Below are 16,830 nucleotides of genomic sequence, written 5' to 3'. Positions count from 1 at the left end.
TAAATATTTTTATAGCCCAATACAGTTCAGTTAGACCTAAAACTTTAAACTGCGTAGGTTGGGTTGAGGAATGAAACCCAACATTTTTAGTGCTTTATTGGGTATCACTTCGTTCAACCCAACCTACGATTATCCTTAACTGAACTGTATTGTTTTATAGTCGGCGATCGCAGCATTTCTAAGAGTAATAAAAGGAGTCATAACGTACCTATTATAATTTTGGCATTAGTCTTCATTAATACACTTCAAATATTTAAGATTTACTCGATAAATTGACTCTGAATAAAAACCGTAATTATCAGAATGTTTTTTGGTAATAAAATTAGCATTTTATTATTAAATTCCATAGTAATTATTGAGAATAAGGCTTGCTCACACATTGAAATCTTTTTATTGTCAAGGTTTCAAGGCTTTAAACTGTCAAAAAACGGTTGCTATCTTTGAGAAAAAATTTATGCACATTGATGATGTTAATAACAATATATTGTCAAAAAAACAGCTAAATGCCACTTCAATATCCTCATTAGATAGCTTTAATACAAAAGATAACTATAGCCTCAACTTCAGCAACCGTAGTAGCTATAACTTCGATGATGCTGATGTGCAGTTGCTAAATAACGATGAATCTAAAAATAGCAATAACGCTACTAATAATGCTTTTAGCACTCAAAATTATAACTCCACTAATGGCTATGGCTTGATTAATGGAGCAGCAGCAGTGGCTAGAGCTATTGGTCAAAATACCTTTGCTGATGTTCCCGATATTGGTGGCAATAATTGGGGAGCAGACATGGTTAAAACACCGGAAGTTTGGGCACAGGGATATACAGGTAAAGGCGTTGTTGTCGCTGTTGTGGATACTGGAGTTGACTATAACCACGAAGATTTAACAAATAATATTTGGACGAATACCAAGGAAATTGCGGGTAACGGTATAGATGATGATGGTAATGGCTATGTTGATGATAATTACGGCTGGAACTTTGCTGATAATAGCAACAACAGCCTAGACGACAACGGTCATGGTACTCATGTTTCCGGCACGATCGCAGGGGAAAATAATAACTACGGTGTCACTGGTATTGCCTACGATGCCAAAATTATGGCTATCAAAGCTTTAGATAGCTCTGGCTCTGGTTCCTATAGTTCCATATCTAAAGGTATTCGCTACGCTGTAGATAATGGAGCTAATGTAATTAACCTCAGTTTAGGAGGCGCATCTTCTAATCGCACTCTAGAGTCAGCCATTAACTATGCCAGCAGTAAAGGAGTAATTGTCGTCATGGCAGCAGGTAATGATGGTGACTCATCACCAGACTATCCCGCCCGCTATGCATCGAAGTCAGGAATTGCCGTTGGGGCAGTAGATAAGAATAATAATTTGGCCGACTTCTCTAACCGCTCTGGAACGAATCCAATCGCTTACGTCACAGCTCCAGGAGTCAAGGTTTATTCATCAGTTCCAAATAATCAGTATGCAACTTATAGTGGCACTTCTATGGCTACTCCCCACGTTGCTGGTGTAGTTGCTTTGATGCTTAGTGCTAACCCTAACCTGACTGATGCCCAAGTACGTCAGATTGTCACAGAAACCGCCGGAAATAGTACACAAACTACAAGCTCTAGTTTTAACATTTCTAATGTCAGTTCTCTAGCGAGTCAAGTTATTGCAGAAACCGCAGGAAATAACACACAAATTACAAGCTCTAGTTTTAAAATTGCTAATGTCAATGCACTAGCGAGTCGGGTAATTGCAGAAACCGCAGTGAATAACACACAAATTACAAGCTCTAGTTTTAATAATTCCAATTTTGGTTCTCTAATCGGTCAGGCAATTACAGAAACTACAAGATATCTAACCCCAGAAAAGATTGCTAGTTTTAATAATTCCAATTTTGGTTCTCTAATCGGTCAGGCAATTACAGAAACTACAAGATATCTAACCCCAGAAAAGATTGCTAGTTTTAATAATTCCAATTTTGGCTTTCTAATCGGTCAGGGAATTACAGAATCCACAAGATATCTAACATCAGAAACAATCGCTAGTTGGAATGATTCTGATTTTAGCCCTGTGATTGGTCAGGCAATTACAGAAACCACAAAATATCTGATATCAGCCGAGGGTAATAGCATATCAACAAATCCAGAATTATGGTCGCAATTTCAAAACTATGAAAAGATTCTGGGCAACATCAATGTGAATAGCAATCAGGATGAGAATAATCCAGATTTTGTCAAACTACTAGAGGGAATGCAAAAACAAATAGATCAGTATAGAAAATTTTTGGGTATGGCTTGAAAATTATAGCGATTTGCAGTTAAGTTCAATACTGCTCGTCTGTCGTGAATAAATGTAGGGGTTTAACAATGCTAAACCCTTACTTGTGGCTAATCTAACAGACTTTCCTACCTAACAGAAAATGCTTCACTGAACCGCCGTGTCACAGGCTCAGTGATGAATGTCAAAATTGACTTTTTACGAGTGACAATTTCACCTGTAGCAGTCATCCCTGGTGTAAATTCTACTTCTTGACCTCGAACATTCACTGCGTGTTTATTTAGCTTAATTCTCGTCGGAAAAACTAAACCCAATTCTTTATCAGCAATTGCATTTGGACTGACTTGCATAACTTCGCCATCCACAATGCCAAATTCTTGGAAGGGAAAAGTCGCCATTTTGACTTTTGCCTTCATTCCTTGACGAATAAACCCAATATCGCGGTTGAGAACTTTTACCTCTAGAAGCATTTCTTCCCCTTCCGGCAAAATTGACAGCAATTCTTCACCCGATTGTACTGGCCCCTTAGTGGCTTTAACTTTATAAATTGTACCGGCTACGGGAGCCTCAATCGTTTCTAAAGCTTGTTGCTTCCTCGCTTGCTCTAATTGACCTTGAACAGTTGTTAGTTCTTCTTTACGCTTATTAAACTGCGTCAAAATTTCGCTTTGGCGTTCTGATGCTACACGCTGGGCCTGACTGCGTGCAGCGTTGTAAGCTTGTTCTGCTTGGCGAATTTCTTGGACTTGAGCATCAATATCTTTTTCTAATGATGTGACTTTATCTTGAGCCTCTGTGATTCTATTCTGGGCGTTGATGACTTCATCTTGCGCTCTGGTGATTTCTGTCTTTGCACGAGTTAATCTTTCTTGGGCATCCAGGTAATCGACACGAGGCACAGCGCCAGGAGTAATTAGAGTACGTAGGCTTTTTTCCCTTTCTTGAGCCAGGGCTAAATTACTTTCAATTTTAATTCGGATGCTATCTGCATTGGCAAGGTTGGTTTGAGCATTCCCAAAGCTGCTTTTAGCATTAACTAAGTTATCTTGCAATCTGCTCAAGCGGACTTTAGCTTGATCGATAAGTGCTATTTGGCGATTTGCTTCTGCTTCCGCCGCTGCTTGACGAGATTGGAAATCTTGCAGGCGGGAGCTTAAAAGTTCATCTTGCATTTTCGTGCCAGTAGTTTTGCCTCCAACACGTTCTGCATCCAAACGCTGTAAATCGTCTTGAATCAATCTAGTAGATTTGGCTAGGCGGGAAACGTCAGTTATTTGCAAGTCTGGATCTTTTTGAATCAGAACTTGACCTTTAGTAACGCGATCGCCTTCTTGCACTTTAACAGCGACAATAGATCCTCCACCCAAAGATGTTACCGGTCTTACCTGTGTAGAAGCAATTAATTCCCCCGGTGCTGTTGCTACTTCATCTATTTGGGAGAAGTATGCCCAAGCGATCGCCCCAAATACGATGGCGCTCATCGTTCCCGCTAATAATCTAGTGTACAGGGGCGGCAATTCCTGTACTGCTTTCCCTAATTCATAAGTAAGTTGTTCCTCCGGTTGGGCGAATCGCTCTTTTGTCTGACGTGCTTGAGCAGCATTTGCAGCTAGAGAAGATTTCATTTGTGTCCTTTATCCTTTGTCCTTTGTCATTAGTCATTTGTCCTTTGTTATTCACTAATGACAAATGACTAATGACTAATGACTGATGTTTAATTCAAACTGCTAAATAACGCCGCAAAAAATTTTCTAATGTCTCTAATTGGAAGTTAAAAATCGCCTCTAAATTGGCAATTTCATCTTTTGTGCAGAAAAATTCATTTGCTAGCAATGTGCGATAAGTTCCCAAAGCTTTTTGGATTTTGGGATTAAATAAACCCAATGCACCCTGTAACCCATCAATGACAAATAGGGGTGAGTTAATTATTACTGGTTCTTTGGCGAAAATCCGACCAAAAATCCGGGGAATATCTTCTCGCAATAAAATCTCCGGCCCTCCGACGGGTAAAATCTGGTTGCGAGCGCCTTCAACTGTCACAGAATCCACAACCATCCTTGCTAAATCATCAGTACTGACAATTGAGGTACGGTTTTTGCGATCGCCAACCAGCAGATACAATCCCGTTTCCCGAAATCGTTCTACTAGTGGCAGCAAGTTAGATGCTAATCCAGACGGGCGCAAAATAGTGTAATTTAAGCCACTAGCTGCCAAATATCGCTCTACTGCTCGTTTGGCTTTGAAAACGGGAGCATCTTCATAACCGCGATCGGCTCCCAGTACGGAAATGAAGACAAAATGCTCTACGCCATTGGCTTTTGCTTGCTCAATTAGTTCAATATTGGCGCGGTAATCTAAAGATAGGGCATCGCTATCAGAACCGTGGGCGCTGATAATATACCGCACACCCTGACTAGCTTTCTGGATATATTTTTCCTCTAGCAAGTCACCAATGAAAATTTCTGCACCTCTGTGTTCTAACTCGCTATAGCGCGAAGTAAGGCGGACAAATGCCCGCACCGACTGTTCTCGTTGTCGTAGGAGTCGTACAACTCTGCGACCAATTCCTCCCGTTGCTCCAGTTACCAGAAACATACAAATACCTAAATTGAATAGTTACAGCGTTTATAGTTGTCAAAATGCTCGATATATGATCAAAACCCATTGAGCAATACTTAAATAGAGATATGAGCATATTTTTATATTTTGTTACCATGCTCAAGATAGTCTCACACCAATAAGGAATAAGAATTAAATAACATCGACTTTTGTAGGTTGGGTTGAGGCAGGAAACCCAACATCTCTGGGGCGTTGGGTTTTGCAGACTCAACCCAACCTACACAAGTTATTAAATCCACGATCCTAAGTCACACCTTATTTATTTTAATACTCTAAAAATGATCCCCCATATTTTTGTAGATGTCGGGGATAGAGTAATAGGAGGGTGCAACACGAAAAAGAGGGATGTCGGGGATGCAGAGGAGGCAAAACAATAGACCTCTTACAAAAGCCCCTGACACCCCACCCCGCAAGCGGGGAGGAGAGACAAAGCGTAGCTTTGGCGGGGTGGGGTTCTTTCTTATTTTTGATTTATGCAAGAGGTCTAATGAATAAAGAAGCAATTAAAGAAAAATCATAAGAGTTTTGCCGTCGTGCAATTCAAGAAGCATTAGATAAAGATAAAGAAAAGTAATCTTAAAGAAATAGTTGTCATAACTGTGAGAATTACTGGTATGAGTCAGCAATCAAGCATATTGCTTTCTTAGTATGCTTGATTACTTGCGGAAAACACCAAAATGAGAAAGCAAACTGGGGTTTGAGTAAGTCAAACGTCATTTTACTTGCGGAAAACACCAAAATTAGAAAACAAACACAGCTTTTGAGTAAGCAAACTGGGGTTTAAGTAAGTCAAATACCATTTTGCTTATTAAATTCGACTTTATATATTTTTTCGATTAATTAACTAGTACAACATGGCGGAAATAAACTATCTATTCCAAATCAATGAAATGCTTATGCTATATTCATTTTTAATTTTTAATTCCGCCTTGCGGTGCTAGTTATTGTCCATCGTGACTTTTTCGGCTTATTGCCTGGCTTGGACTGTGGTCGATATTTATTGCAAAATCCTCAGATTTAGCAGCATATTCATTTGCAATAAACCTTTTTAACTGTCGCTTGTAGGACAAGGAACAGACTTTTTACCTGACCAATCTGTAAGAGTATTTTCATCTTTATAATGCCGGGGGGTTTTCAGCAGCAAATACCAAGCTTTTCCAGCATCCAATAAATTAAATTTTTCAGAATAGTGAGTTTCTAACAAGTCCCTAACCATAACATAATAGTCCGAGTTCATTCCTGGAAAAATATGATGTTCAGTGTGATGAGAAAAATTTAAATGCAACAAGTCAAATATTTTGTAAACCCGGAGAGACATACTATTAACTAGTGGGTCATTAACGCTGGTCATCCGACAAAGTAAATGATTTGTATAAATATAAAAAATCACTCCAGCATAACCAATTGCAATCGGTAAAAAGTAACCAAGCATGAGCTTTATGGGGTCAAATTGGAGATAGATGAGGATACTCAGATGAATCATGATCATCATCAATAATTCCCATGCGATCGCTCGACGATCTTTAGGACTGACTGTAAATGCAGCAGGAACATAATCGACGGATTTATGATTGAAAAACAGCACAGATGTCAGATTGCGAAAAGTATGTACTCCCCAAGCAGAAGTCATTCCCACTATGAACCATACAGGATTGACTTCAGTTGAAGGTACAAATAAGTCCTGAATCCATTTTCCCCAGGTTGAAGATTGTTCATACAAGTAATTACGATCTGGGTCGCCTAAATCATTAGTGTGATTATGATGTACTCGGTTATGAACTGCTTTCCATAACGTTGGTGGCATCCACAACATTGTTAGCCCTAAAAGACCAATGATATAGATTAATCGAGGATTTTTAATTACGCTACCATGCATCAAATCGTGGGTGCTAAATAGTAAGACAACCACGCTATTGCCCATAATTATGCTTAAAGGTACATAAAGCCATAAAAAATATGGCGACCAAGAATCTAACCGCGCCGCTATCATCCAACCTAGTATCAAAATTGCCAGATTAATGAACAATATAATTAACTTACTTGGATCGGGAGTAAATGCTTCAGGTGGCATCAGAGAACGTAATTCTTTCGCATATATTTTCTGATGAATCAGTTTTGGCTCGGTACTAACATTCATAAATAATTGTCACGTAGAGAATTTAGTTGAGTGAAATTTTGCGGTAAATCGTAACGTTTTTAAAATCGGACGATTCAATTCACAATAGGTAAAGCTCTAAATATACCACACAATATTTTTACAATAGACCTATTGGAAAATTTTGGCATCGCCCACAAGTAAACCTCAGAATTTATTCTGAGGCTTACAATTTAAAGCTGGCTAAAATTATTGCCAGAGGCAAGAGGTCTAAATCTATGGAAAGCTTTTTTAAGTTACAATTCCCCTACATATTGGTAGATGCAGGGGGATAAAATAACCCACTATTTGGATTATCGATCAATTTTTGGGCGCTATTCCCGATTAATCCTACCTACCGCAGATGCGATGCCTACGACGGGCTACGCCTACGCACTATTTATAACTTTGTGCAAGCAGCCCACCTCAAAACTATTCAGATGCTTTATTATTAGCTCTATTAGCACGCACCTCAGCCGAAGCCATAACCTCATCGAAATTTTCTAGTACTTCGCCAGGGAAGTTTTCCAAAACTCTGGTAGAAAGAGCAACCCGCCCTTTACCCTCATCCAAGTCAATAATTACAGCTTTAATTGGCTGACCAACTTGAAATACTTTTTCTAAAGAATCAATAAATTTTTGACTTACTTGCTTGATATGAAGTAAGGCACTCATCCCACTTAAATCGACAAATACACCAAAAGGTTTGATGCCAGTAACTTTACCTTCCACCAGCTGGCCTAGTTCTAATAAGCTGAAGTTGCTAGAACGAGTTGCTAAACGTTGAGAAAGAATGAGTTTGTTGGTGTTTTTATTAATTTCCAAAAAACCCACAGTCAGATTTTGACCTTTGAGTGCATCTAAATTATCACGCTCTGCCAGGTGCGATCGCGGGATAAATCCCCGCAAAGAAAGAATATCGACGGTGACACCACCTTTATTCACACCCATAACCCGTACTTGCACAGTCTGAGCGTTTTCCTGCATTTCGGTCAGTCGTTCCCAGATGTGCTGAATTTCCAACTGCTTTCGAGAAAGGGTAACTTGCCCTTCTGCATCTTGATCTCGGATAATCAAAAACTGCATTTCCTCTTGCAATGGCAGCACTTCCGATAAATCGGTAACTGCTCTCAAAGAAGCCTCATCGCGCGGCAGAAAAGCTGACGACTTGCCACCAATATCAACATAGGCTCCATCATGGTCAAGTTGGAAAACTTTGCCATTTACGAGCTGTCCCTTTTGAAATTGGTAGTCGTGTTTTTCTAGTGCTTTGGCAAAATCGTCCATTGTAAAGGGCGAATTGGCTGTTTGAGAAAGTTTCGATTCGGAATTCATGACTTTTGAAGATTAGTTTTTATTTGATATGGTGCAACTGAAGTTTAAATTGTCATTTGTCATTTGTCATTTGTTATTCACCAATGACCAATGACCAATGACGAACTTGGGTGCGTATGCTTCAGTTTAGTTGACCAAAGAGTTGTTTTACTTGCTCCCAAGCATCGGCCGCAGCTTTAGGATTATAACTGGCACGGTGGTCGCAGAAAAATCCGTGATCAGCTCCATCGTAGCGAAACACACGATGAGGAATTTTATATTTTTCTAACTCTGTTGCAATCTCATCTACTTGTTCGGCTGGAATGCTAGCATCTTCTGTGCCAAAGAAGGCATAGAGAGTACCTGTTATTTCTTCGGTGCGGGTGATAGTAGGAGCGCCACCTCCCGGTGTGCGAGTGGTAATTCCAGCACCGTAGAAGGAAGCGGTAGCTTTAATATCTGGCAAGGTGGCTGCAAGATATGCGACATGACCCCCAAAGCAGAAGCCAATACAGCCAAAACCATCTTTTTTTACTTGAGGCAGATTTTTGAGATAGTCAATTGCTAGTTGAATATCGCTTAATAACTCTGAGGCTTGAGTTTGCATGGCGTAACTTCTGCCCGTTTCAATATCTTCGGGTGTGTATCCGGTTTCAAAGCCAGGGGCAATACGTTGAAAAAGTGCAGGTGCGATCGCTACATAACCAAGTTGGGCAATCCGTTCTGTAACTTCTCGAATGTGAGTGTTGATACCAAAAATCTCTTGTAATACTACAACTCCTGGGTAAGATCCAGGTTCTTTTGGTTCTGCTAGATAAGCAGACACTTGAATATTATCTTGCAAAAGATTAATCGTTGTGGTAGTTGTTGCTTGCTCTGTCATAATAATTTTTACCAGTGCTATGTGATTAGCCGTGTGTTTATTTGATATAACTATGCCAGTATGCCTAGCTTTTTTCTAATTAAATTATCAATTACCAATAGCGAGCGCATTAGAAATTTGTATCAGAAAAACTTTATATGTAAATAAACATATTTGAGATGTAGCAAATGTAGCTGGTAACAAAAGGAGGGCTGAGTAAAAAGTGTTGAGTATAAAAGCAACACTTAATACTCAAAACTCAGCACTCATTAGCACTTAGTATTCAGGAGGTTTGGTGATGATTCAATTCCGTATTCAGCCAGACAGCGAAATTCCCGCATCAACCCAGCTGTTTAATCAAATCCGATTTGCGATCGCTTCTCGGCAATATCCTCCTGCTTACAAATTACCAAGCACACGGGCGCTGGCAATGCAAACAGGTTTACACCGAAATACCATAAGTAAGGTTTACCGTCAACTAGAAGAAGACGGATTTGTTGAAAGTATGGCTGGTTCGGGTATTTATGTTCGCGCCCAAGGTCATGAGGGCGGTAGTAGGCTGCAATCACCAATTCTCAAACAAAATCCTGATGCATATCAAGTTGTCCAGCAAGCACTTGATGAGTTGCTTTCTCAAGGATGTTCGCTAAATCAAGCTAGAGAGCTATTTTTAGCGGAAATTGACTGGCGCTTGCGTTGTAGTGCGCGAGTATTGGTTGCAGTGCCGTCTTATGATATGGGTGCTGGAGAATTGATGGTGTATGAATTAGAGCGATCGCTAAAAATTCCAGTCCAGTTGGTAGCAATGGAAGAATTAACAGCTGTGTTAGATAAAACTACCTCTGCGACAGTCGTCACAAGTCGATATTTTATCAGTAATGTGGAAGCGATCGCAGCTCCAAAAGCTGCACGAGTAATTCCTCTGGATATCTACGACTACAGCAAAGAACTCAGCATCTTGAAAACCCTACCAAAAGAAAACTGTGTTGGGATAGTTAGCCTCAGTTCCGGGATTGCGCGAGCAGCAGAAGTCATCCTCCACGGTTTGCGGGGCGATGAACTATTGGTGATGACTTCGCAACCAAAAGATGCTTACAAACTTCAGGCAATGGTTAAACGGGCTGAGGTCATCATCAGCGACCAAGCCAGTTATGCAGCAGTGCAAGCAGCCGTACAAGCCTCTGATGAAGATATTATTCGTCCACCAAAGCTGATTAAGGTGGAAAATTATATCGGCGCTAACTCGATTAACTTGCTAAAACGAGAGCTGGGTTTAAGTTAATCTCAAGATAATTTGACCAACATCTTTGAGAGCAACTGATACCGGAGGGATGGGATAGTGCAGATTGTGATTGTGGGTGCAGGTCCAACAGGTGTAACCCTTGCCCTGCTCCTTGTAAAACGTGGTATTGCTGTAACGTTAATTGAAGCAGCAAAAGACTTTCATCGTGTATTTCGCGGTGAAGGATTAATGCCCAGTGGTTTAGAAGCCCTAGAGGAAATGAGTCTATCGGCGTTGTTGGAGGATATTCCCCATCGGCAAATCGACGCATGGGAATTCATTATCGGGGGCAAGCAGTTGTTTCGAGTTGATGAACCAATGGGGGCAACCCGACCCTGTACACTGGTTTCACAACCACCACTACTAAAAGCACTGATTTCGGAAGCTCAAACCAATGATGGATTTGAATTTATCCAAGGTGTTACTGTCAAAGATTTACTGTGGAGTAATCAACGTGTTGCAGGTGTAGTACTAAGCGATGGGAAAGAACTTACTGCTGACTTAGTGATTGGGGCAGATGGTCGAAATTCTCTTGTGCGACAACGTATAGGGTTGGAATTGGTACGTCAGCCCAAAAATATTGATATTCTCTGGTTTAAACTTGCCGCCAGTCCTGAGTTTGCAGCCGATAATGTGTTTCGTACAATTGTAAATGGCGATCGCATATTTAGTATCTTTCATGGAGCAGAATCAGGAAAACTGCATCTAGCTTGGGTGATGTCCGCAACCGAAAACACTGACCCCAAGCAAGCCAACTGGGCAGAGATTTTTGCCTCACTATCACCCTCATGGCTAGCAAAGCATTTCCGTAATCATGCAGACACAATTGAATCCCCCATTCGGCTTTCTGTTGTGGTTGGTTATTGTCCAAAATGGCACGTACCAGGAGTACTGCTTCTGGGTGACGCTGCACACCCAATGTCTCCTGTCCGCGCTCAAGGAATTAATCTCGCATTGCGTGATGTGATTGTCGCTGCTAATCATCTTGTGCCGTTGTTGCAAAAAGAAGCTAGACACCAGGATATTGACATGACACTATCGCACATCCAAGCAGAACGCGAGCCAGAAATTATCCGCGCCCAACAACTCCAGTTAGCGGAAGCTAGACAAGGCGAACTACTGCGAAAAAATGCACTACTGCGATTGCTGTTGATTCAACTTGCTCCCTTGCTCCGTAAAACAATTCAAAAGTCTTGGTTAAAGCGCCAATATAAAATGCGTCAAGGTATCACACAGGTACACTTAACTGTCTAAAAATCGCCAGCAGTTATCCCACTTGTGGTTTTGGCGTGTTAATTTGCAAAAACTCTTGTACGCGTTGCAGATAAGTTGGGGCATCTTCCAACATTGGGAAATGCGCTGTGTTAGGAATCATCACAAACTCCACTTTGTCATTCAGTGACGCTGCTTGACGCCCCATCTCGGCTGGAATAATCTTGTCATACTCCCCAGCTATAAGTAGAGTCGGCACTGTCAGCTTAGCAAACTCTTGCGGCATCACTTCAGATTGAGCCTTACTGACTGAAGTAAAAATTGTCCCTATTGCTGCATCGTAATCTGCTTCGAGAAAATCTTCTAAAAAAGCTTGCCGCTCAGAATGTGGTATGGAACTATATAAAAATCTGGCCATAAACATCCGGTCAACAAATGGGATTTTGCTTAACCATTTGGGACGGAATTTCACTACATAGCCACCGAATTTATGAAAAGCACTAAAAGATTTTTCGTCGTACTCGAAAATGCCGCTACAAGTTAAAATTCCTCGTTCTACTCGTTCGGAATAGCGGTTAAAAAATAAAGTGGCAACAGAAGCGCCCATCGAATGAGCATTGATATAAACACGCTGAAGATGCAACCCATCTAACAAGGCTGCCAAATCATCAGCGTATTCCTCTAATTCATAGGTTAACTCTCTGATTGCCTCTGATTCTTCCTGTGGGGATTCAGATTCGGCAACAGCTTCACTTGCTTGGGCGATAGTTGGCTTTCCACCAGAACGGCCAAATCCCCGCATATCGTAGAGTAAACAATCAAATTGCTCTGATAAAGTATCAGCAGTATTTTGCCAATATCTAGCCGAACCAGCCCAACCATGCATAAAAACCATCACTGGTTTTACCAAAGAACCGGATGGTTTTTTCACCCATTCGTAGTAATGCTCAACGCCACGAACGTTAATATAAGGCATTAGTCATTTGTCCTTTGTCAGTTGTCATTAGTCCCTGGTATATGGTTATTATTCCTTATTTTTTGACCAATGACTAATGACTAATACAACTCTTGGAGAGGCTGCACTTCTATTCGAGACGCTGCCCGTAGCTTGCTTCCCCGGAGGGGTACGACTACGCTCAGTGGCCACGCCAACGACTACGCGGTAGTTGAATCTCGACTTCGCTCGATTACCGCGCAGTCGAAACTCAGTACAAATGACTAATGACTATTAAGCTGATTCTGGCTTCGGTAGTGAAGATGGATGTACTATCAGTTCAGCAGTCGATCGCTTCTCGACCATTTCTCTTGTAACTGTACAGCGTGTCACATCCTTACGGGATGGTAACTCATACATTACATCCAACATCAATTCTTCGACAATACCACGTAATGCTCTAGCACCAGTTTTACGGCGGTAAGCTTCTTGAGCGATCGCTCGTAAAGCATCTGCTTTAAAATCTAGCTGGACATTATCCATCTTCAGCAGCTTTTGGTACTGCTTCACGAGGGCGCTGCGTGGTTGAGTAAGAATCGCCATCAGCGCTTCTTCATCTAGCGGATCTACTACTGCTACCATTGGCATCCGCCCAATAAATTCTGGAATCAGGCCAAATTTTACTAAATCATCCGGTTCTAGATGGCGAAGAGTGTCTGCTGCTCGTTTCTCCTTCGATTGACCTTCTCCCGGTTGCACAAAGCCGATTGCTTTTTTGCCAACTCTCTGGTCTACAATCTTTTCTAAGCCTACAAAGGCACCACCACAGACGAACAAAATATTACTCGTATCAATCTGGATGCAGTCTTGATAAGGATGCTTGCGCCCTCCTTGGGGTGGTACATTAGCGATCGTTCCCTCTAACATTTTCAGCAAGGCTTGCTGCACGCCTTCGCCAGAAACATCGCGGGTAATTGACGTGTTCTCGCTCTTACGAGCAATTTTGTCAATTTCGTCAATGTAAATAATTCCCCGTTGGGCTTCCTCTATATCCAAATCTGCCACCTGCAACAGTCGCAGCAAGATATTTTCCACATCTTCTCCCACATACCCCGCTTCCGTCAGCGTCGTCGCATCGGCTACGGCAAAGGGTACATCCAGGATTTTTGCTAAGGTTTGCGCTAAGAGAGTTTTGCCGCAACCAGTCGGGCCGATTAACAAGATGTTGGACTTTTGCAGTTCTATGGCATCATCTGACCCAGGTTTGCCACTGGCCTTAGACTGAATGACTGCCAGCCGCTTGTAGTGATTATAAACAGCTACTGACAGAACTTTCTTCGCTTCGTCTTGACCAATAACGTGTTCGTCTAGATACTTTTTAATCTCTCTTGGCTTGGGTATTTGATTAAACGAAATACTAGCAGAGTGAGTACGCCGTTTTTCAGGTGGCTCTGCTCTTGGTGCTGGTTGTGCTGCCGCACCATTAGTATCGAGTAACTCCTCGTCTAGTATTTCATTACACAAGTCAACGCATTCATCGCAGATGTAGACTCCCGGCCCTGCGATTAATTTACGCACCTGCTCTTGAGACTTGCCACAAAATGAACATTTTAAATGGGAGTCGTACTTAGACATACCAGCCTCTTATTTCAGAATGGTGACGTTTTCCCCTGCTACGGGAAGATTTTGCCTGGAAATGACCTGATCAATCAAACCGTAGTTTTTTGCCTCTTCTGCCGACATAAAAAAGTCGCGCTCAGTATCTGCTTCAATTCTTTCTAAGGGTTGACCAGTATGGTGAGCCATTAACTGATTCAACTTAGCCTTAACGTAAAGAATTTCTCTGGCTTGAATTTCAATGTCAATGGCTTGACCTTGAGCGCCACCAAGTGGTTGGTGAATCATAATCCGGGAGTCGGGCAGAGACATTCGCTTACCGGCAGCTCCTGCTGTCAACAAAAATGCCCCCATGCTCGCGGCTAATCCAAAACAGATGGTAACAACATCAGGGCGAATTTGCTGTATTGTATCATAGATTGCCATCCCTGCGTAGACGGAGCCGCCAGGAGAATTAACATACAGTTGAATGTCTTTTTCTGAGTCTTCGGCGTCTAGGAATAACAACTGAGCCACAATTGAGTTGGCTACGGCATCGTCTATTGGCGTTCCTAAAAAGATAATCCGCTCTCGCAGCAGGCGGGAGTAGATGTCGAAAGCTCTTTCTCCCATGCCAGATTGCTCTATCACCATTGGTACGATGTTGCTAGGGCTGCTTAACTGGGAGTTAATGTTTATTCGACTTAAGTTGCTGATTGGGGAATTTCCCGACTGCGATTCAAGCATACAAGCTTTCTTTGACGATTATTTAGGACAAATGTTTCAGCAGCGGATACTGCCTTTTCAACGAATGGAATTTTTATAAGCTACGTGTTAACCATTATGCCTCATATAATTTCCTCTCGTGTAACACAGTATCAAGCTCAAGTGATAACAGGTGTCACTATTTGCCGAAAATTCATTAATTCTTTAATTATTTTGACTTCATCCCTGAGTTATAGGGCATTGGGCATGGGGTATGGTGCATTGGTTATTTCCCTCTACTTCCTCATCTCCCTTACCTTACCCATTTCACCAGTACTTTAACTCAGAACTGGTGAACTCATGGTTGTGGGATTTTTTATTATCCTTCTGTAACTTCTGTAGAAGCCTCGCTGTTTTCTTCCTCTGTCTGAAGTGCATCAGCATCAGATTCTGTGTCTTCCGTTTCCTTTGCAGGACTCAAGGAACCTTCGGGTACAAGTTCAACTGAGGAGTGTTCTAAGAGCCAATCGATGATTTTTTCGGTTAACAGTTCGTTTTCCACGATTGAGCGCAGTTTATCTTCATCAACGTCCTGTTCCTCTGGGTACTGCTCTAAAAGTTCTGTGACTCTGGCTGCGATTTCTTCTGGTGTTACCTCGATAGATTCGCGTTTCCCGATTTCCCGCAAGGATAAGGAGCGTTTGATACGTTCAATTGCTTCAGTACGCGATCGCTCCCGCAATTGCGGAATAATATCTTGAGTAAACAACTTTCTCACATCCAATCCCTGCTGAGACAGCCGGATTGCTGTTTGCGTTAGCATTGCATCCACTTCTTGCTCAATCAAAGTTGCTGGTAAGTCAACTTCTACGTGCTTAAGCAGTTCCGTTAACAAGGCTTCCTGCTTATTGGTTTTTGTTTTGTCGTCCGCCTCTTTTTGATATTGCTCTACCAAAGAAGCGCGTAACTCCTCTAGGGTTTCAAAATCGCTGACTTCCTGGGCGAAATCGTCATTGACTTCTGGTAGCTCCTTTTCCTTTAATTCTTTGAGCGTCACGGTGAAAGTTGCTGCTTTTCCAGCTAAATCTTCATTAGCATACGGGTCTGGGAACTGCGCCGCAATTTCTTTGGTTTCTTCAGGATTCATCCCGACTATTCCCGAAATGAAGCCTGGAATAAACTTATCTTCTTGCAACTCAACTTGAAAATCAGTTGCTTCGGCTCCGGGAATCGGTTCTAGTTCAGCGGTTTCGTCCTCGCCCTCAACTCTAGCGAATGAACCTTTAAAATCGACTACGGCAATATCGCCGATTTGGGCTGCACGTCCTTCCACAGGAATCAATGTCGCCAATTCTTGACGTTCCTTGTCAAGGTTAGCGTCTACTCGTTCTGGATCGTACTTAACTTCTTCAGCTTTGACTTGCAAATCGGTGTACTGAACTAAATTTACTTCTGGTTCTACATCGACAGCCGCCGAAATCGTCAGGGGTTTTCCAGGTTCATAATTATTAATCAAATCCTCAAAGGAGGAGCGCAATTGCGGCTGACCGATTGCTGGGATGGCTTCTTGTTTGACTGCTTGCTCAATACCATCTTGAATTAGTTCTTCCAGCGCCGCTGCCTTGATTCGAGTTGTACCCAGCCGTTGTAGTAATATCGGCCGAGGCACCTTGCCTTTACGAAACCCAGGAATATTGGCAGTACTCGCTAAGTTTTTAATGACCTGTTCGTAAGTTTGCTTGGTAATTTCCGGCGTAATCTCTATTTCCAGGCCAATTTGGCTGGCGGGAAGTTTTTCCTGGGTGACTTTCATGCTTTGTCTCTAGTTTTCTGGTATTTTATACTCCGAGTACACACAAAACGCAATAAAATAATTGTTTGCGTTTATGGCTTG

At 41.8% G+C, this 16,830-nt stretch carries 11 protein-coding genes and 1 pseudogene; 3 read left to right on the top strand and 9 right to left on the bottom strand.

Annotated features, from left to right (window positions below):
* Nucleotides 1-454: 454 nt before the first annotated feature.
* Nucleotides 455-1,627, top strand: a pseudogene (locus tag RMX69_RS29430) (S8 family peptidase); the annotation flags it as partial.
* A 779-nt stretch (nt 1,628-2,406) separates the two neighbouring features.
* On the opposite strand, the gene RMX69_RS11485 reads toward RMX69_RS29430, so the two are convergent.
* From RMX69_RS11485 to RMX69_RS11465, 5 genes are all read right to left on the bottom strand, one after another.
* A complete protein-coding gene (locus RMX69_RS11485; protein ID WP_322637537.1) occupies nt 2,407-3,903 on the bottom strand; it encodes an HlyD family efflux transporter periplasmic adaptor subunit in 1,497 nt (498 codons plus the stop codon).
* A gap of 94 nt (nt 3,904-3,997) precedes the next feature.
* On the bottom strand, nt 3,998-4,873 hold the full coding sequence (locus tag RMX69_RS11480) for an SDR family oxidoreductase (RefSeq protein WP_289796930.1): 876 nt from the start codon (nt 4,871-4,873) through the stop codon (nt 3,998-4,000).
* Between the two features lie 1,072 nt (nt 4,874-5,945).
* Nucleotides 5,946-7,034, bottom strand: a complete 1,089-nt coding sequence (locus RMX69_RS11475; protein WP_322637536.1) for a fatty acid desaturase family protein — start codon at nt 7,032-7,034, stop codon at nt 5,946-5,948.
* Between the two features lie 429 nt (nt 7,035-7,463).
* A complete protein-coding gene (locus RMX69_RS11470; RefSeq protein ID WP_322637535.1) occupies nt 7,464-8,366 on the bottom strand; it encodes a S1 RNA-binding domain-containing protein in 903 nt (300 codons plus the stop codon).
* Between the two features lie 121 nt (nt 8,367-8,487).
* Nucleotides 8,488-9,228 carry a dienelactone hydrolase family protein gene (locus RMX69_RS11465; RefSeq protein WP_322637534.1) on the bottom strand — a complete coding sequence of 247 codons (741 nt, stop codon included), beginning with the start codon at nt 9,226-9,228 and terminating at the stop codon, nt 8,488-8,490.
* A 277-nt stretch (nt 9,229-9,505) separates the two neighbouring features.
* Between RMX69_RS11465 and RMX69_RS11460 the strand changes: the two genes are divergently transcribed.
* Entirely contained in the window at nt 9,506-10,489 is a 984-nt protein-coding gene (locus RMX69_RS11460) for a GntR family transcriptional regulator (RefSeq protein ID WP_289796927.1), read from the top strand.
* Nucleotides 10,490-10,543: 54 nt separating this feature from the next.
* Nucleotides 10,544-11,743, top strand: coding sequence for an FAD-dependent monooxygenase (locus RMX69_RS11455; RefSeq protein ID WP_289799984.1), 1,200 nt, complete (start codon nt 10,544-10,546; stop codon nt 11,741-11,743).
* A gap of 13 nt (nt 11,744-11,756) precedes the next feature.
* On the opposite strand, the gene RMX69_RS11450 is transcribed toward RMX69_RS11455, so the two are convergent.
* The 4 genes from RMX69_RS11450 to tig all read right to left on the bottom strand — a co-directional run bounded on the left by RMX69_RS11450 (nt 11,757) and on the right by tig (nt 16,749).
* Nucleotides 11,757-12,677, bottom strand: a complete 921-nt coding sequence (locus RMX69_RS11450) for an alpha/beta hydrolase (protein WP_322637533.1) — start codon at nt 12,675-12,677, stop codon at nt 11,757-11,759.
* A 252-nt stretch (nt 12,678-12,929) separates the two neighbouring features.
* A complete protein-coding gene (gene clpX / locus RMX69_RS11445) occupies nt 12,930-14,270 on the bottom strand; it encodes an ATP-dependent protease ATP-binding subunit ClpX (RefSeq protein WP_104905917.1) in 1,341 nt (446 codons plus the stop codon).
* A 9-nt stretch (nt 14,271-14,279) separates the two neighbouring features.
* The gene (gene clpP, locus RMX69_RS11440) at nt 14,280-14,978 is read right to left on the bottom strand and encodes an ATP-dependent Clp endopeptidase proteolytic subunit ClpP (protein ID WP_104905916.1); all 699 of its coding nucleotides are present in this window, start codon (nt 14,976-14,978) and stop codon (nt 14,280-14,282) included.
* 337 nt (nt 14,979-15,315) lie between these two features.
* The gene (gene tig, locus RMX69_RS11435; RefSeq protein WP_289796925.1) at nt 15,316-16,749 is read right to left on the bottom strand and encodes a trigger factor; all 1,434 of its coding nucleotides are present in this window, start codon (nt 16,747-16,749) and stop codon (nt 15,316-15,318) included.
* Nucleotides 16,750-16,830 lie beyond the last annotated feature (81 nt).

This window comes from Nostoc sp. EspVER01 (assembly GCF_034530635.1).
Taxonomy (GTDB): Bacteria; Cyanobacteriota; Cyanobacteriia; order Cyanobacteriales; family Nostocaceae; genus Nostoc.
The sequence above is the reverse complement of the archived record's forward strand: the minus strand, read 5'-3'. Positions and strand labels throughout refer to the sequence as shown.